This window comes from Vibrio sp. M250220, assembly GCF_036533795.1.
GTDB lineage: Bacteria > Pseudomonadota > Gammaproteobacteria > Enterobacterales > Vibrionaceae > Vibrio.
The window spans coordinates 1-16,666 of sequence record NZ_JATABI010000066.1 but is presented as its reverse complement, the minus strand read 5'-3'; the positions used below and the strand labels follow the sequence as shown (position 1 = coordinate 16,666).

The 16,666-nt window shown below is 44.1% G+C and carries 17 protein-coding genes and 3 pseudogenes; 7 read left to right on the top strand and 13 right to left on the bottom strand.

The window, feature by feature from the left end; all coding sequences use genetic code 11:
* Positions 1-193 precede the first annotated feature (193 nt).
* From QTN94_RS18205 to QTN94_RS18185, 5 genes are all read right to left on the bottom strand, one after another.
* Positions 194-547: a hypothetical protein gene (locus QTN94_RS18205; RefSeq protein ID WP_331428447.1), complete on the bottom strand. Its 354-nt coding sequence runs from the start codon at positions 545-547 to the stop codon at positions 194-196.
* 677 nt (positions 548-1,224) lie between these two features.
* Complete coding sequence (locus QTN94_RS18200; protein WP_331428446.1) at positions 1,225-2,520, bottom strand: pesticin C-terminus-like muramidase; 1,296 nt, start codon at positions 2,518-2,520, stop codon at positions 1,225-1,227.
* A 312-nt stretch (positions 2,521-2,832) separates the two neighbouring features.
* Complete coding sequence (locus QTN94_RS18195) at positions 2,833-3,093, bottom strand: DUF5062 family protein (RefSeq protein WP_138972736.1); 261 nt, start codon at positions 3,091-3,093, stop codon at positions 2,833-2,835.
* Positions 3,094-3,309: 216 nt separating this feature from the next.
* Positions 3,310-3,486: a hypothetical protein gene (locus QTN94_RS18190; protein WP_171052222.1), complete on the bottom strand. Its 177-nt coding sequence runs from the start codon at positions 3,484-3,486 to the stop codon at positions 3,310-3,312.
* Positions 3,480-4,346, bottom strand: coding sequence for an MBL fold metallo-hydrolase (locus QTN94_RS18185; protein WP_331428445.1), 867 nt, complete (start codon positions 4,344-4,346; stop codon positions 3,480-3,482). The genes QTN94_RS18190 and QTN94_RS18185 overlap by 7 nt, the downstream gene beginning before the upstream one ends.
* A gap of 108 nt (positions 4,347-4,454) precedes the next feature.
* On the opposite strand from QTN94_RS18185, the gene QTN94_RS18180 reads away from it, so the two are divergent.
* Entirely contained in the window at positions 4,455-5,342 is an 888-nt protein-coding gene (locus QTN94_RS18180; RefSeq protein ID WP_331428444.1) for a LysR family transcriptional regulator, read from the top strand.
* 62 nt (positions 5,343-5,404) lie between these two features.
* Here the strand turns inward: QTN94_RS18180 and QTN94_RS18175 are convergent, their stop codons facing one another.
* Positions 5,405-6,331, bottom strand: a complete 927-nt coding sequence (locus tag QTN94_RS18175) for a DMT family transporter (RefSeq protein WP_331428443.1) — start codon at positions 6,329-6,331, stop codon at positions 5,405-5,407.
* 91 nt (positions 6,332-6,422) lie between these two features.
* Between QTN94_RS18175 and QTN94_RS18170 the strand changes: the two genes are divergently transcribed.
* Positions 6,423-7,364 carry a LysR substrate-binding domain-containing protein gene (locus tag QTN94_RS18170; protein WP_331428442.1) on the top strand — a complete coding sequence of 314 codons (942 nt, stop codon included), beginning with the start codon at positions 6,423-6,425 and terminating at the stop codon, positions 7,362-7,364.
* A 17-nt stretch (positions 7,365-7,381) separates the two neighbouring features.
* Here the strand turns inward: QTN94_RS18170 and QTN94_RS18165 are convergent, their stop codons facing one another.
* From QTN94_RS18165 to QTN94_RS18155, 3 genes are all read right to left on the bottom strand, one after another.
* Positions 7,382-7,921: an isochorismatase family protein gene (locus QTN94_RS18165; RefSeq protein ID WP_331428441.1), complete on the bottom strand. Its 540-nt coding sequence runs from the start codon at positions 7,919-7,921 to the stop codon at positions 7,382-7,384.
* A 58-nt stretch (positions 7,922-7,979) separates the two neighbouring features.
* Positions 7,980-9,050: a threonine aldolase family protein gene (locus tag QTN94_RS18160; protein WP_331418652.1), complete on the bottom strand. Its 1,071-nt coding sequence runs from the start codon at positions 9,048-9,050 to the stop codon at positions 7,980-7,982.
* Positions 9,051-9,154: 104 nt separating this feature from the next.
* Complete coding sequence (locus QTN94_RS18155) at positions 9,155-9,769, bottom strand: LysE family translocator (protein WP_331428440.1); 615 nt, start codon at positions 9,767-9,769, stop codon at positions 9,155-9,157.
* Between the two features lie 65 nt (positions 9,770-9,834).
* On the opposite strand from QTN94_RS18155, the gene QTN94_RS18150 reads away from it, so the two are divergent.
* From QTN94_RS18150 to QTN94_RS18140, 3 genes are all read left to right on the top strand, one after another.
* Positions 9,835-10,041 (top strand): cupin domain-containing protein, encoded by a 207-nt coding sequence (locus tag QTN94_RS18150; RefSeq protein ID WP_331428439.1) that lies wholly within the window; start codon positions 9,835-9,837, stop codon positions 10,039-10,041.
* A 54-nt stretch (positions 10,042-10,095) separates the two neighbouring features.
* Positions 10,096-10,995 carry a DMT family transporter gene (locus tag QTN94_RS18145; RefSeq protein ID WP_331428438.1) on the top strand — a complete coding sequence of 300 codons (900 nt, stop codon included), beginning with the start codon at positions 10,096-10,098 and terminating at the stop codon, positions 10,993-10,995.
* A gap of 137 nt (positions 10,996-11,132) precedes the next feature.
* A complete protein-coding gene (locus tag QTN94_RS18140) occupies positions 11,133-11,591 on the top strand; it encodes a copper resistance protein NlpE (protein WP_331428437.1) in 459 nt (152 codons plus the stop codon).
* Between the two features lie 51 nt (positions 11,592-11,642).
* On the opposite strand, the gene QTN94_RS18135 is transcribed toward QTN94_RS18140, so the two are convergent.
* Complete coding sequence (locus QTN94_RS18135; protein WP_138972731.1) at positions 11,643-12,926, bottom strand: DEAD/DEAH box helicase; 1,284 nt, start codon at positions 12,924-12,926, stop codon at positions 11,643-11,645.
* 392 nt (positions 12,927-13,318) lie between these two features.
* Between QTN94_RS18135 and QTN94_RS18130 the strand changes: the two genes are divergently transcribed.
* Together QTN94_RS18130 and dsdA are read left to right on the top strand one after the other, a co-directional pair.
* Entirely contained in the window at positions 13,319-14,014 is a 696-nt protein-coding gene (locus QTN94_RS18130) for a VC0807 family protein (protein WP_331418564.1), read from the top strand.
* Between the two features lie 99 nt (positions 14,015-14,113).
* A pseudogene (gene dsdA / locus QTN94_RS18125) lies at positions 14,114-15,442 on the top strand (D-serine ammonia-lyase).
* A gap of 84 nt (positions 15,443-15,526) precedes the next feature.
* Here dsdA and QTN94_RS18120 read toward each other — a convergent pair.
* The 3 genes and pseudogenes from QTN94_RS18120 to QTN94_RS18110 form a co-directional block, all read right to left on the bottom strand.
* A pseudogene (locus QTN94_RS18120) lies at positions 15,527-15,670 on the bottom strand (ISNCY-like element ISCARN63 family transposase); the annotation flags it as partial.
* Between the two features lie 109 nt (positions 15,671-15,779).
* On the bottom strand, positions 15,780-16,169 hold the full coding sequence (locus tag QTN94_RS18115) for a hypothetical protein (RefSeq protein ID WP_331428436.1): 390 nt from the start codon (positions 16,167-16,169) through the stop codon (positions 15,780-15,782).
* Positions 16,166-16,666: pseudogene (locus QTN94_RS18110) on the bottom strand (hypothetical protein); the annotation flags it as partial. The gene QTN94_RS18115 and the pseudogene QTN94_RS18110, both read right to left, overlap by 4 nt.

Here is a 16,666-nt window from a genome sequence, read left to right as displayed (position 1 = left end):
GTCGCTCTGAGGAAGATTGTTAGCCACTACGGTGCCAGAGCACATAAAAATAAATAGTGTACAACATATACTCTTACAAATGCTCAACACGCCTTACTCTCCTGTTTTGATCAACACTTGTCCATAATCGGTTTTCATCATCCATCACAGACATTTTTAATATCCTATCGAGTGTATCCTGATAAAGGAGACATCAAGGTAAGTTAATCTTTTCAGCTAAGTAATCATTGAACTTTGTATATTCATCAATCAAACAACTGCAAATATTAAATGTTTCTGCTTCAGTCCCTAGACTTTCAAAATACTCAAACCTACATTTCTCTTCTATATACTTATACTTAGTTGAAGTCAGACTAGAAACGATAGCTTCGTTATAGTTACCTTTAGATAGATTATCAGCATTGATTTGTATATCCTTCTTTAAGGAACTTATCTTTATTTCACATTGATTTTGCTTTTCGAAAATCCAATTTGCACTAGACTCACCCATCGCGATTATTTGAAAACTTATGCAATATAAACAAAAAACCATTACTAATTTAATCACTTTAACCTCAGTTTCAAAATTTCTGGCGGAATGTTATCTAATTCTTTCAGAGCGTAATAAAAAATTTGGTAATCATTTAAGTCCAACTTGTCAGATGATTTTACTCAAAATTAGCTCCAAACCCTTCCCTTGCTCTAGGGCTGTGATCACCTCGATACATCACAGAAACCTTTAATATCTTACTGAGATAGCAAAGGTGTAATCTTTGGTATGGTTATCGAGACAATCTAATCGTGAATAAGAAGTTCAGTAACAACGGTCATTATTGTATTAGGTTAAATATCACTAAAAAGTGAGCTTTTGCGTTAAGCGTTTGAATCGTCTCACAGCAAATAATTTAAGTTAAATGTATTAATTAGTGTAAGGCTCATCACAGGTCGGCTTTTCTTTATATATGTAATACTTACACTTTTTTGAATACCACAGAGTGTGATATTCAAAAGAAACTCTTTTGTTATTCACACTGTTAAGTGAAATATAGAAACCATTGCCATTACTCTTACTCAAGTCCTCGGTTTCTGAATCAATAAAACAGAACTCTCTATGAGCATCTCCATGCAAAACATTCAAGCATGGTCTGTCTATTGGTATATATGCCATAGTTGTCGCTCTGAGGAAGATTGTTAGCCACTACGGTGCCAGAGCACATAAAAATAAATAGTGTACAACATATACTCTTACAAATGCTCAACACGCCTTACTCTCCTGTTTTGATCAACACTTGTCCATAATCGGTTTTCATCATCCATCACATCTACAAACCTGTCTCCATCAAAATTAACCAATGCAGGAACAAAGCCTTCCCTTGTTCTAGGACTGTTATCGCCTCGATATGTCAAGTCGACTAAAACATCCTTAACATTACGAGGTAAGTTATCCCAATCAACCACTCCAAATTTGGCTTTAACATCTGGCTTAGTCAGCAAGATGCGAGTCTTTTCTTCCATATAATCATAAACATCATTAAACATTAAGTGTTGTTGTTTACGTGTTATTGTCAGTTCATCATCAGTCAACCCTGAACTATCAAGAGACTCTAGGGCACTTGCTCTTTTAACCCCTTCGACACTGAGTAACCAATCCGATAATTCAGGGATTAATTCCGCCTCTTGAAATAGCGCTTTTAAGTCCAACTTAGCAGGTGATTGTCCCGTCGCTCCTGTGGGTGGATTTCCTAAATCTAAACCTCGCCCAATTGTAACACCTGATTGACCAATCACCACTCTACCGTTCTTAGGAACATGAGCTTTCCTCGTGAAATAGGGGGATGATTCAATATCATCGCCTTCACAGTCAAATGTGAACTGCCCTCTTGGTACAGTTAGCCATTTTTCATCCATCGCATCATCAAGATATTTCCAACTTTCATTAACGGCTTCATCTAAAGCAAGAATGGTGTTCTTGCCGATGACTCCGTCTACTTCACCCAATTGATAATATTGATGCGTGGTATGTGTCGGATGGTATTCTTTTTGAAACTTTTTGACCGCTTGCTCCGTTTGACTTCCAAAATGTCCATTTACCTTTCCCTGATACACATTCACTTCTTTCAATGCTTCTTGAGTTTTTAATACCTCAAAGCTCTTCATTCCAAATCGCAGGTAAGAAAATGAACCACTTCCTAGCGCATTCATATTCTCTTCATTTTTTAACAGCCTTGACTTAAGTATTGGCGCGTTACTTACCTGTGGAGGATTATCTTTAGTCAAAGAAGCCTGTTGTTTCAGTCTTCTTTTTTCCCTTTCATCATATTCAGCTAAAGCCGCTTTTGTGCGCTTAACCTGACTTTCTCTCATAGATCGAGCCATCTCTTCACTGCTTATGATTTCTCTTGGAGGATAGTGATATCTGGACATTGATAATAACTCCCTTACTTTTATTAAGGGAACTCTACCAAAACATAATATTGATGGTAAGTAGCGTCTTAAATGGTCAATTAACCCAAAAGCACAATATCCAAAAAATAAATACATAACAGAACTGTTTTTACACCTCAACGAGCGACTTAATTACAGTTCGATTAATTATTTTTCAGATTATTTAGCCCGACTATAAGCCTTATTGCTTGGTCGATTCATTAAAACACATCGCTCCGCTTATAGCGGATATTCTTTTATCAAGATAAAGTACCGTTAATATCCTACCGTATGTATCCCGATAATTAATTAGGCTAAATTTCAGACTTTACCTACAACAATAAAGGAAATAAGTACTGACCAATAGAAGCCATTCGTATATTTGTACCCAACGCTCACTCCATCCTTTTTGCTTTTGCATAGAGGGAATTACTTCAGTGGGTCATTATCAGGTAGTGCTTTATGAATCCACATCGCCAATCGGTGTTTGATACTAGCACCATCCAGTTTGTTATCTGGTAGTGGTGCAATTTGCTTTGCATCGACTAAGAACAAGTAGATGGCCTTCACCCTGACAGGCTGTGGCGTACTGGGTAAGTCAAAGCCTTGCATTTTGGCCATCTTCTCGCCAATTTCTAACGCCTTCTTTACTAGCTTATCTTCGTTCTGGAGCTTTGCTGTTTTAGACATATCATCACACTCTCGTTACGATTCTTTGTGTGAGTATACCAAGTTGAATATTTATCTTAGCCACTAAGATCTCAATTTGAAAAAGGACTTTAAATTGTAAAGTCGCCATCAAACGACATTATCATGCTCTCGCTGCTCATGAGCCGTGAAAAACGAATGACCGCAGTCGATATTCAGAGAGAGGTAACATATGTTACCTCTCTTACAGTGAGGAACTTATTGATCTGAAGATCGCATAAAACCTCTGTGTGATTGGAACTCGTTCATATCAATGAACTCGTCATGGTTGGTATCAATGCGCTCAAACATCTCATCACTGCTTGCAGAGTTCGTTAATAAACGACCTTGAGACTTGCGAAGTGCCTGCCTTGGCTTTTGAAACTCCGTTACCATTTCATTTCACCCATATGCACTTTTGCTCCAATGTCGAGAGCCATTGGAAGCTGCGCATCCGGATAGTTTGCAGACATTTTGTCAATCAGTTGATCACTGTTACGACTGGTGCTCTTTGCACGCTGAAAATCGCTCAAATACGCTTGAGTGTAAGCAATTGTCGAGGCATCAAGCTGAGTGCCCGTTTTCATATGACCAGGAATCACGACGGCCGGATTTAATTGTTGGATCTCCGTTAATTGTTCCTGCCACGCTTGCTGACTCTCATCCGACTGTGCATCTGCCATCCAAAGGTGAACCATGCTATATACGGAGACGTTACCTAATACAGCTTTGCTTGAAGGAATCCACAAATATGGGCGATGCGCAAGATCCCCATCGGTACCGCGAATCTCAATAGCGTGCCCGTCTAGCATTAGGGTGTTGCCACTAATGGCTTGAGGTACATAAGGTTTAACCGGAGCATTACTACCCATTTTCGGTCCCCAAAACGCCAGTTTACCCGCCAGCTTTGTCTCGATAACTTTTTTAACAGCTGGTGTCGTTAGAATTTTCGCTTCTGGAAATAGCCCATGTAAGACTTCCGCACCGAAGTAATAATCAGGATCAGCCTGACTAATAAAGATAGTTTTGAGCTCTTTTCCACTATCAAGCACTTTTGCCGCAATGCGCAATGCATCCGCTTTGGTAAAACCGGTATCCACGACCATTGCTTCACTGTCACCAAACACGATTGTTGAGTTCACATGAAAGCTATTCTCGTCGGCGTTATACACATCAAAAGTTAATGGCGTAAGCTCTTGTGCAAGCGCACTTGTCGCGAGTAGTACTGATGCCGCAGCTAGAGTTAACTTTTTCATCTCATTTCTCCTGTCAATATCTTCGTTAACGACAAGATACTAGGCAATTGACGTGTTCAGAAAAACACACCAAACTGAACATGATTATTTCTTATTTCGAGCATATAAATGGACAAACTCACCGCAGCCAAAGTCTTTGTTGACGTCGCCACGACTGGAAGCTTTACCGCAACCGCAGAAAGACTGGATATGTCTCGGCCTATGGTCACTCGCTACATTGAGGCAATGGAAGACTGGTTACACACGCGTTTGTTGCATCGCACCACACGAAAAGTATCCTTGACGTCAGCAGGTGAAGAGTGTTTGCAGGAGGTAAAACAATGGCTTAGACAGGCAGACCATCTTAGTGATCTTGCCAATACGGAAGGAGAGTTACGCGGAAATGTAAGGCTGGCAACCAGTATGTCATTTGGATATTCGCAACTGATTCCTGCCATTCAAGGCTTTTTAACCGCTCACCCGAACGTCAACATTGATATCGACTTGCACGACTCAGTAACTGACCTGACTGACGAGCAAATCGACCTCGCCATTCGGATTGCATCGGCACCAGATCCCTCGCTGATAGGAAAACCTATAGCGATATGTGAATCCCGAATCGTTGCGTCACCACACTATTTGTCAAATCATCGCCCTATTAAAAAGCCAACTGATTTATCCAGTCATGTGTGCCTAGGCTACAAAAACTTCCAGCAGCACATCTGGCATTTAACCAGAAATGGGGTTCAGCAGTCAGTCGAAATAGAGTGTCGCCTGACTGCGAATGAAGCAACAACACTTCTTCATGCTGCTCTCAATGGCGCAGGTTTAGCGATACAACCCACCTATCTGGTCAATCAATACATCCAAAGTGGACAGCTTCAGCCAGTGTTAGCCGACTGGAAGCCAGACGACATGACGGTGTATGCGCTTTACTCCTCAAGAAAGCACATGAGACCCGCTGTTCGAGCACTAATCGATTATCTGGCAGACTATTTTGCTCAGCCTCGCTGGTAATTCTCTGTTAAGCAGTAGTGGGGCTAGCGCCATTGCTAGGGCGTCCACTAAGCGTAACACCATCAACTGCGGCCAAAGATGCGACTAACACCAAGGTATCGGAACAACGGCGTCGCAAAATTATTCATGATGGTTGCCACTATAATGATTGCGATGCCCGCGATCTGATAGGTTGAGAAACTTTCATCAAAAAACATCGCCTGCCACAGAGCGGTGAACAGCAAGCTAGTAAATATCAACGGTGCCACTTGTGAATTGCTATCTGCCAACTTATAGGCTTTAGAGCGCAAGATTTGATTGGCAACCACAGCCAATGAGAGAACCAATAAATACGCCCAAACAAGCGAGTTGTGTTGTGGTTCTAATACGATTGAAACGTCGACCTTTGACAGCCCCGACACAACACACAGTGGCAATACGCTTATCGCCGCGATCAAAAATGTCCAACTGTTAAGCAGTGCCGGCGTTACCTCCTTTTTACTGGCACGAAATAGACAGACTTGGGAGCCTGCACTAAATAGCCCAGAGGCTAATCCAATCAGCAACTCAGGCCTTAATTGAATGCCGCTGACATCACCAGCGAGCAACACGACACCAGCAAACGTGGCCGCTAAGCTAAATTTGGTTTCGGTCTTAATCTTGACCTTAAAAAAGATCTTCTCCAACACAGCAATAAAGAGTGGCCCTGTACCAAACAGCACTGAGCTTTCCACAAGTGTCAATCGGTTGAGTGATGCTATAAAACAGAGTTGGCATGCCGCAATGCACACACCTCTAATCACGATCGGCTTCAACAGAGCCGGAGGAGGCAAACGAATTTTTGTTGCAGCGACCAAAGCAAACAGGAGCAATGTCGGCAATATAAATCTGAGAAATGTCAGCCATTCAAGGCTCAATATTTCTGTTAGTTTTTTTAAAGCTAAACCCGTTAACGACAAACTAAAGGTTGAAACGAGCATATAAGGTACAGCAAGGTTATTTAACAACATGATTCCTCCCTATAGGCGTGCCTATAGTAAAGGAATGACAAGGGTTTAAAAAACGAATATATTTAAACAAACATGTTAGATAAACTTACATATGAACAAACGACCACCTCTTAAGTCTCTTTACGCTTTTATCGCCGTTGCTGACACCGGTAGCATGACTAAGGCTGCTGAGGTACTTAGTGTCAGCCACTCTGCGATCAGTCAGGCAATCAAAAGCCTAGAGTCACTTATTGGGCAGCCGTTGTTTCAGCGTATAGGCAGGCAAGTTCGTCTCAATCCGATTGGTCAAAAGTACTACAATGACATTGCCCCTGCTTTGAAGACGATCGTCGATGCAACGGACGCGGTAACCCAAAAACCGCACTCCCATCAAATCACTTTAAATATGATTAACTCATTGGCGATTCATTGGTGGGTTCCAAGAGTGAATAACTTCCAACATTTTGCTCCCAATGTCGATATTCGCCTGTCTAATCTAGCTGGCCCTTTTAATCTGACTCAAGAAGGTGTTGATGTCGCCATCATTCATGGAAAAACGGATGAATGGCAAGATTATTACTGTGAAAAACTTGGTGATGATGAGCTTCTTTTGGTTTGTAGCCCCCAACTGCTCGATTCATCTCAACCCAAACCAAGCGCAGCGGAATTGTTGCAGCACTACCCCGCTATCTATGCACAAAACTTGCGAAGGAAAAATGACTGGAGTGTCTGGTGTCAGGGAAACAACGTCCCCGCCCCTAAGCAGCACAACAATTTGAACTTCATGGTCTCTGTCCATGCTATTCAGGCCGCCATACAAAAGTTGGGGGTTTTCGTTACTCACCGCCTATTTGTGAGAGATGAAATCAAGCATGGCTTTTTAGTGGAGATCGGCAAGCCTGTCACTAATCCTCATCAAGAGTTTTTCTTTGTGTGTCGACCAGAAAAACTTCGCAATGACAATGTCTTGAAGCTAAAATCATGGGTTTGTAAAGAGTTTGACGAGTCGCGAAGCGAGCACCAGAGAGCGATACCAGAACCTCACATCGATTAACACCGCTCAGTTTGCGGTTACTTGATCAGTTGCAAAATCTGTTTGAACTCATCACTACGGCAATCTTTAACTAATTCATAAAGGCACATTTCAACGCATGTGATATCTATTCCTTTATGCTGTAATTTTCTGATGCTCAATTGCTTGTGTTGGGGATTTCGAGACGAAACACAGTCTGTCACGAGCTGTACATCATAATCCCGTTGGGAAAGGCTTAATACTGTTTGGTACACACAGATATGTGCTTCAATACCACACACTAGCCAAGTGCCGACATTGGCACTGCGAATAGCTTGAATAAACTGAGGCTGTGAGCAAGCATCAAATGTGTATTTACTTATAGGCGACGCACCTTGCAAATGCTGGCTTATCGCCTCTACCGTATCACCTAGTTTGGTTGGATTTTGCTCAAGCCAGACAATAGGCAAATCTAAGATTTTAGCACCTTGAATCAAGGTGACACAGTTTTTTACCAGCGCCTCAGATTCATCAACCAAACTGGCTAACTTCCCTTGAACATCGACGATGATCAATCCGGTATTGTCTCTGTCTAGCATGCTCTCTCCAAAGTAAACGGTGCGTTAGTCGCGTCGAAAACTCCCGACTCTAAGATGATTAATTTGCCGTCAACTCTGCGAAAAACGCCCGCAGTTCATCATCACTGATCTCAAGAAGGTTATCACCGACATACCACTCGATAAGCGACTGATTCGGGTGAGAAGTCACTTGAGGATTCCCAAACCAAATGCCTCGATTAGTTGCAAACGCCTGTTGTAACGCCTGAGCCTGTTCAAAGCTAAACGGTAATATCAGGTGCAACATATTCGATTGTGGCTTGGGAGGATTCACCGCCAAAGTTGGAAACTCAGCAATGATTTCATAGACCTGTTTGGTACGCTCAAACAGAGAAGGGAGCCGAGCCAGTCTCTCATCAAATTGCATAGCGGCTGACACCACGTAAGGCGTTCTATGGTAGACATTGCCACCTTGTCGCTTCATCCACATCGAGGCCAGTTGAATAAACGCCTTTGAACCTAGTAGCATCGAACCACCTAATCCATTGATGCCCTTATAAAGAGAGACATACGCCGTATCAAAGCCTTGAGCAATCTGATGATACTCTTTTTGGTAATAAGCGGCCGTCTCCCAAAGACGCGCACCATCCATGTGTAGATGGATGTTGTTCTCCGCGCAGTGTTGCTTAATACGTTCGAGCTCTTGCCATGATGGTAATTGCCCGCCAATCTCTCGCATTGGCAGTTCGTACAAAACCGCAGCGATTTCATCTGGCCAAGCCTGAAGATCTTCAAGCTTCCACGGCTTGAACTCATTCCCTACCGGCAAGATGTTAAATCGGTTTTGCAACTGGTAGCCCTGCCTTTCATGAACATAAATATGGCTTGAAGGGTGCATCGCAACAATCGGATTGCGTTTCTGTCGGGTCACTAACTCAAGTACTGTCGGTTGGGTCATAGTACCGGTGATAACAAATAGACCTGCTTCGTAACCCAGTAGGTCGGCCACTTTTTGCTCGAAAGCCTGTATAGTTTCACCTTCGCCGTAAACATCGTGGGCAACATTATGCTGTTCACACCACTGCGCCATTTTAGAAAAATGGACTGCCGGCGAATCTTCTTTGTTTCCAGGTAAGTGGGTCGTACATAGCTGTTTTAGATGGATGCTCATTTTTCTTTCCATAGATTGTCATGCCAGTGGCAATCTAACGCGTTCGAGTTTAACTGTAAATCTTTCCAGAGCAGGAGCTTGATGCTCAACGGGTGAACCGCTTCTCACGCGATAATTTGTTCAATCACACCTCGGATTACTGGCACAATTGACACCACAAGCAGCAAGGCCATGGTCAGGTTAAACCAACGCAAATAGTGCTGCTTGGTCAACCAATGACGCAGCGCCGAACCGAACATCAGCCATACGCCTACACAAGGAAAAGATACGACCAGAAAAGTCACGGCAATAGTTAGATTTTGAGAAAAATATCCTTCGCCAACCGCCGTAAATGCAGAAATAGCCCCAATCGCCACCACCCATGCCTTGGCATTGACCCACTGAAACAGTGCCCCTTTCATAAACCCGAACGGCGCTCCCTGCTGCTCTCCTGTGCCAATTTCTTTGGTTGTCGCAATTTGCCACGACAGATAGAGCAAATATGCGCTACCGAACACTTTAATTATCAGTTCGAGTTGTGGAAAAAAGTGAAACACCTGACCAAAACCAACGCCCACCAGAAGTAACATGATGGTAAAGCCAACACATATCCCACTCAACAGTGGCAAGCTTTTGCGCGCGCCAAAGTTAACACCAGATGTCATCACCATAATGTTGTTTGGGCCCGGAGTAACCGAAGATGACACCGCAAACAGAGCGACAGAGAGCAGATATTCCATATTCCTGTTTTCCTTTTTCTGCATTAAGAGAAATGTTCCCTAAAGCTAACAATAATTCCAATATATTGAACGAACTTTTTTTCTCTGAACCCCATAACTCAGGTACTATTGAACATGTCGTGATCATCCGAGGACGAGCTAGGCTCAGTACCGCTAATGACCTTCATAAACTTAGTGAGGGTGACTACATCACCTACCCGGGAGACCGTCCACATATGTTTGAGGCACTTGAACCCAACACCATAGCGATGTTGATTTCGGAACACCGTTAACGATTTCTCTAAGCAAAGGGCTTCGACCCTAATCAATTTAATGCGATGACTATTATGCCAAACCGCTATTTTACTCAGATCCCTGTTGGGGTTCGCTTTATGCTTCTTTCAGCGCTTGGCTTTGCATTAATGTCAGCCTGCGTGAAGTATGTTAGCAATCATGGTATCCCACTGTTTGAAATCGTCGCGGCGCGTGCACTGGTGTCTTTGATCATCAGTTATGCGGATATCAAACGAAAACATCTTTCTGTATGGGGCAACAATAAGCCTTTGCTGCTACTCAGAGGCTTTGTGGGCACCATTTCGTTAATGTGTGTCTACTACTCAGTGACCACATTGCCTTTGGCAGAAGCGACCATTCTTCAATACGTTCATCCCGTATTTACCGCTTTACTAGGCCTCATGTTTCTAAAAGAGTCGATTCAGAAATCAACCATGATCTGTATCGCTTTCTGTCTGGCGGGTCTCTGGGCAATGGTTCAGCCAAGCCTTAGCAGCAGCATAGATTACCAACTGCCTATCTTTAGTGTCACCACCGCTTTACTTGGAGCCATGGGCAGTTCTATCGCCTACGTGATTGTTCGCAAACTGAGCCAAACTGAAGATAGCTCAGTCATTATCTTTTACTTTCCCTTGATGGCGCTGCCTACATCGCTGGTTTTGATGTGGCACGAGTTTATCTGGCCAAGCCTGCCACTGCTGCTTGTCTTAGTTCTCGTCGGTATTTTCACCCAGATCGGTCAATATGGGCTAACCAAAGCGATGCAAACCCAAGCTGCGGGAAAAGCTTCTGCCTATTCTTATGTTCAGATCGTGTTCTCGGCTCTACTTGGGGTATGGTTATTCAATGAAGTCCCATCTGTCTGGACATTTTTGGGCGGCGGCTTGATTGTCACGGGGGCGCTGATAAATGTGCTGGGAAAACATTTGCTAACGCCACTGAGACGACGCTGATGCAATACCCACGTCACTCGGACAAGAAACTGACCAGAACGCCAAATAACCTTAACGGAAATCTCACCTGCTATTGACGAGTAGGATCGGTGGACAGATATGATAGACACACTCCCCCGTAGGTAAAGGAACTGAATATGAAAAAGGCTCTATTTCTATTAACTGGTACCCTATTTGTGCTGGCTGGTTGCCAAGACGAACAACCACCACAGGCGGCTCAACCTGTTGCTCAAGCTCAAGAAATCATCCTAGATGCGCCAGCAGATAGCGCACACACAGCGAACAACGCATTAGACTGGAACGGAACTTATGTCGGTATTTTACCTTGTGCTGACTGTAGTGGCATCGAGACTCATATTACTTTGAATCATGATGGAAGTTACACTGCAACGCAGACCTATCTAGGTAAAGAAGACGGATATATCGAGTCGCAAGGTCAATTCCACTGGAATGACAAAGGCAATACCGTGACCCTAGAAAGTGAAAGTGGCGCAAATCAATACTTCGTTGGTGAGAATGTCTTGTTCAAGCTCGACATGAATGGCGAACGTGTTAAAGGTGAGCTGGCTGAGAGTTATCAGTTACGCAAACAGTAGCGATAGCCTCGCACTCAAATCAAAAAAGGAGCCCGAAAGGCTCCTTTTTTACTATTTACCATTTTTGTTGCGAATCATTCGGCGTAAACGTGAGCGGCGCTCCGCTTCGCCCTGGCTGGCATCACTTGGATTGTTAGTACGGGTTTTACGGTTTTTAAATGCAGGTTTAGTGTGCATTTTTTCTATTAGAGCGTCGCGGTTCTTTGGCTCATAACCTTCTAGCTCTTTACGGTAGATACGTTGACCAATTAAGGTTTCCACCTGTTGAAGTGTTAGCTCTTCTTCACGGTTAACGAACGATACCGCATTACCACGCTGGCCAGCACGACCCGTACGGCCAATGCGGTGAACATAATCTTCAGCCAAAAATGGCATATCAAAGTTCACAACATGAGGTAAGTTCTGAATATCAAGGCCACGGGCTGCTACGTCAGTCGCGATCATCACGCGAGCCTTACCGGTTTTGAATTCTTCCAGCGCACGGCGACGAGCACTCTGCGCTTTGTCACCATGACAAAGCACGGCTTTAATACCATCAAGCTTCAGCTCTTTAAGTAGCTCGTTTGCCGTCTCTTTGTAGTTAACAAAAACCAGCACCTGTTTCCAGTTCTTACGGCCAATAAGCTCCGACAATAGCTCTCGCTTGCGCTCTTGCTCTACAGGGTAAACAACGTGCGCAATGGTGTCAGCGGTCACGTTCTCTCGAGCAACAGAAACGCGTTTTGGTTGACGCAGAATTTGGCCTGCCAGCTTGTTCATCTGCGCTGAGAAAGTTGCAGAGAAAAGCATAGTCTGAGGTTTAGTGGTGACGCCAGCCATGATCTTTTCGATCGAAGCGATAAAACCCATGTCTAACATGCGGTCAGCTTCATCGAATACGAGGTACTCTAGGTTAGCCAAAGAAACGTTATTGAGTTCAATGTGCTCAATCAGGCGACCCGGCGTAGCAACAAGCACATCTACACCCGCTTCAAGGGCTTTTTGCTGCGTTGCCATTTTCTTGCCACCAAAGATCGCAACGGTCTTGATGTCGGTGTACTTTGTGTAATCTTGGATGTTTGTCGCAACCTGTTCTGCCAGTTCGCGTGTCGGCGTTAAGATAACGGCACGCGTTTGGTGGCGGTTAGCGGATTTGGCACTATCAAGGATATTCTGAACGATAGGCAAAGCAAACGCGGCTGTTTTACCCGTACCCGTTTGTGCGTTAGCTAGGATGTCATGTCCACGGCGAGCTAAAGGAATCGCTTGTTGCTGAACTGGAGTGAGTTTCTCATACCCACACTCAGTAAGAGCTTTCACGATTTCTGGAGAAAAGTTTTGTGATGCAAATGACATATCTTGTTCCTAAAGCTAACGACAAATTTAAAGCGTAACCCAAATTACGGTCGCTGATTATAGAGCATTAACGCCGAGATGGGAGTGTAAATGTGAAATTAGCCTAAATAACTCCTCATTTGACGACGTTCTCGCCATTCTTGAACAGCCTGATAGTCCCCAAAAGAGCAACTTTGTGACGATTTCTCTTTACCCCAGCCGCCCCATCCATAACCACGTCTAACCTAGCATCACGCTATAATAATCAAGGGAATGGCGTCAGGTTTTGATCGCATCTCTTTCATAAGTCGTTACATAACTGGTACTTTAGTGCTTTACATCTGACCTCATACAATGAACACTCCCATTCGAAATTTGTATGTAAGCCAGCCCTATAGAGTCAGTAGAAAATTATGAACAGCACCACCCAAAAAAAATCGAATCCTCTATTCGAAATCTTATTTAACGTCGTCATACCGTCATTTATTTTAATGAAATTCAGCGGTGACGAACATTTAGGAACGGCGATGGCGTTGGTTGTTGCTCTGGCGTTTCCGATCGCTTATGGCGCCATGGATCTGATTCGCAATAAGAAATTTAACTTTATCGCAGCGCTTGGCTTTGTCAGTGTCTTATTAACGGGGGGGATCGGTCTACTCGAACTCGATACTCGTTGGTTAGCACTTAAAGAGGCTTTGATTCCAGGCCTGATCGGTTTGGCCGTGCTAGGGTCAACCTTTACTCGCTACCCATTTATGCAGAAAATGGTTCTAAATGACACTGTACTCAACCTAGAACTGATCACTGAGCGTTTAAAAGAGAATAATAAAACGCAAGCGTTCGAACGCTGCTTGATGTCATCAAACTATCTATTCGCGAGCACATTCGCCTTCTCATCGGCAATGAACTACTTCCTTGCAACTTGGATTGTAACGAGCCCCGCAGGAACAGCAGAATTCAATGAAGAGTTAGGTAAACTGACACTTTACAGCTATCCAATTATCGCGATTCCAAGCATGCTAATGATGTTCGGTATTTTCTACTACGTTTGGCGCCAAATCCGTGCCATGACCGCACTGGAAACCGAGCAGATTTTCCACGCTAAATAACCGACCTCAATGAATGCAAAACGTTCTCAGTAGCCTCTGACACAGAAGTACTAATTTGAATTATATTGGGCCCTATTCGATAACACGCAAGGTAATGTAATGACATTCCGGATTGATCTGCTTATCCAACAATATCCGCTCGTCGAAGAGCTTATCGGGCTCAACGAAACATCTTGGTTTAATCCTTCGATTACTTCTGTCGAAGAAGCACTACCGCATGTCGGACTTGATGCGATGGATATTCGAGATGCAAGTGAGCGATTACTACGCTTTGCTCCTTACCTTGCCAAAGCCTTTCCAGAAACAGCGCCAGCACAAGGCATTATCGAATCTGAACTGGTTTCCATACCTGCCATGAAAATGGAACTTGAACGACGATTTAACACCAGCATCGCAGGTCATCTACTCCTTAAAAAAGATAGCCACTTACCGATTTCTGGATCGATCAAGGCCCGAGGCGGCATTTATGAAGTATTGACGCACGCTGAAAGGCTCGCACTTGATGCAGGCTTGCTTACAAAATCCGATGATTACAGCCTACTGCTGAACGAATCTTTTCGTCAGTTTTTCAGCCAGTTCAGCATTGCGGTTGGCTCTACCGGTAACCTTGGAATGTCTATCGGTATCATTAGTGCCAAGTTAGGATTTTCTGTCTCGGTGCATATGTCTGCTGACGCCCGCCAGTGGAAGAAAGATAAGCTTCGCGATCACGGAGTGAATGTCGTGGAGTACGAACAAGATTACGGCGTCGCGGTTGAACAAGGTAGAAAAGAAGCTGAAAGTGACCCTAATTGTTTCTTCATTGATGACGAAAACTCTCAAACTCTATTTTTGGGCTATTCCGTCGCTGGTGAGCGTTTGAAGGCGCAATTTGACCAGCAAGGTATCGTCGTCGACGAGCAACATCCTTTGTTTGTTTACCTACCTTGTGGTGTCGGTGGAGGGCCAGGTGGCGTTGCCTTTGGTCTAAAAATGGCGTTCGGAGACCATGTACATTGCCTCTTTGCTGAACCCACCCACTCTCCATGTATGCTTCTTGGGGTTCATACTGGACTCCACGACAACATCAGCGTCCAAAATATAGGGATTGATAACATAACCGCCGCAGACGGCTTAGCTGTCGGTCGCGCGTCCGGCTTTGTTGGACGAGCGATGGAAAGGATGATCGATGGCTATTTCACGGTGACGGATGAGCGTATGTACCAACTGTTGGGTCAACTCAATTAGCATCAAAACATCCAGCTCGAACCATCGGCGTTAGCTGGCATGATGGGGCCAATCGTGGTGACAAACAATCACGAATATAGGCTGAGAATGAAGTTTGACAATTCCGTTATGAACAATGCGACTCACCTCGTATGGGCAACCGGCGGCGGCATGGTACCGGAACAGGAAATGCGTTCCTATCTAGCAAAGTCACAAGGCTGATAATGCGCTATACATTGGTATTGAGAACACTCATACCCATAAGTCGGTGACTAGCCCAATACTTTTTCAGCACTGGGTGAATCATGTTTCTGAGGGAAAAAACTGCGCATGAATACCACTCGTTGCATCATCCACGATAGCCATGAGGCAAGAGCGTTCATTACCGAACCAGCAATGTGGACTGCCATCCATTTGCAACATAAGCCCAGCCAACGGCATACGCTCTCTGCATCAGCACATTCGTTGTACATTTTTAACCACTGTAGCCTTTTTTGCATCTCTCTGTTCATTGACACCCAGTATAGTTGAAGGGATGTCTATGAATCACACAGTTAAATCAGAATGAAATACCTAGCCCCTTCTCAAGAAAAGCCAGAAAAAAAACCGCTATCCAACTCCACATTCCTAAAGCATTCCACCACATAAACGCCTTAAATTTGACTGAATTTGTTGTAACCCGCTTACGAATAAATGGGTACTTAACCCAATAATCAAAGCAGCGGCTGCCTACCTCCCAAGACAATTGATATTTAGGGCGCATATAACCGTTATCGTCATAGTATTTGCCAAGGTCTTTTGCTAACTGCTTATCCATAAAGATAATATACTTAAAACTCCCTAATGAAATTACTGGCAATATAACTATCGCTGGAAAGCACCACGCAATTGCATAGATTGCAATAATTTTCCGAGCTGAAAGCAATAAAATGTCAATGAGTTCTGTCATTCTGTAGCCCACTCATACGCAAAGTCCGCCCCCCATTTACCAACTAGAGTACCGGTCATCCCACCAACACCACCACCTACAATAGCCCCACCGATTGCCGCAACAGCCAACACAGGTGCGGAGGCAGTCACACCGATAGCCAAAGCAATGCCAGAAACAGCTGTAACAGCAAGCCCCACTCCAGCACCTCCACCTTTGACTCCGCCGTATACTCCGCCAATAAACCCAACGACTTCACGTGTCGTTGTCTTACCACATTCTCCCGAACCATCCACCTTGCACGCTTCATAGATGTTATCGACACCACTGACGGCCCCCACAAGTAAACCAACATAACCCACACCTCTCGCGGCAGAAATTCCAAGAGCAATATTACCAATCCGCTTCCCTAATTCTTTTACAAAGCCGGTCTTGAGAATTTCATCCGCATTGTGAACGACTGATTTAGTGGATAGCTTTAGATTGCGCTTGATTTGCGTGTAGATGGGCAATTGAAC

Excerpts from the sequence above, each read along its gene's own strand:
- QTN94_RS18200 (WP_331428446.1), bottom strand. The coding sequence starts at position 2,520 with ATGTATTTATTTTTTGGATATTGTGCTTTTGGGTTAATTGACCATTTA.
- QTN94_RS18195 (WP_138972736.1), bottom strand. The coding sequence starts at position 3,093 with ATGTCTAAAACAGCAAAGCTCCAGAACGAAGATAAGCTAGTAAAGAAG.
- QTN94_RS18190 (WP_171052222.1), bottom strand. The coding sequence starts at position 3,486 with ATGGTAACGGAGTTTCAAAAGCCAAGGCAGGCACTTCGCAAGTCTCAA.
- QTN94_RS18185 (WP_331428445.1), bottom strand. The coding sequence starts at position 4,346 with ATGAAAAAGTTAACTCTAGCTGCGGCATCAGTACTACTCGCGACAAGT.
- QTN94_RS18180 (WP_331428444.1), top strand. The coding sequence starts at position 4,455 with ATGGACAAACTCACCGCAGCCAAAGTCTTTGTTGACGTCGCCACGACT.
- QTN94_RS18175 (WP_331428443.1), bottom strand. The coding sequence starts at position 6,331 with ATGTTGTTAAATAACCTTGCTGTACCTTATATGCTCGTTTCAACCTTT.
- QTN94_RS18170 (WP_331428442.1), top strand. The coding sequence starts at position 6,423 with ATGAACAAACGACCACCTCTTAAGTCTCTTTACGCTTTTATCGCCGTT.
- QTN94_RS18165 (WP_331428441.1), bottom strand. The coding sequence starts at position 7,921 with ATGCTAGACAGAGACAATACCGGATTGATCATCGTCGATGTTCAAGGG.
- QTN94_RS18160 (WP_331418652.1), bottom strand. The coding sequence starts at position 9,050 with ATGAGCATCCATCTAAAACAGCTATGTACGACCCACTTACCTGGAAAC.
- QTN94_RS18155 (WP_331428440.1), bottom strand. The coding sequence starts at position 9,769 with ATGGAATATCTGCTCTCTGTCGCTCTGTTTGCGGTGTCATCTTCGGTT.
- QTN94_RS18145 (WP_331428438.1), top strand. The coding sequence starts at position 10,096 with ATGCCAAACCGCTATTTTACTCAGATCCCTGTTGGGGTTCGCTTTATG.
- QTN94_RS18140 (WP_331428437.1), top strand. The coding sequence starts at position 11,133 with ATGAAAAAGGCTCTATTTCTATTAACTGGTACCCTATTTGTGCTGGCT.
- QTN94_RS18135 (WP_138972731.1), bottom strand. The coding sequence starts at position 12,926 with ATGTCATTTGCATCACAAAACTTTTCTCCAGAAATCGTGAAAGCTCTT.
- QTN94_RS18130 (WP_331418564.1), top strand. The coding sequence starts at position 13,319 with ATGAACAGCACCACCCAAAAAAAATCGAATCCTCTATTCGAAATCTTA.
- QTN94_RS18115 (WP_331428436.1), bottom strand. The coding sequence starts at position 16,169 with ATGACAGAACTCATTGACATTTTATTGCTTTCAGCTCGGAAAATTATT.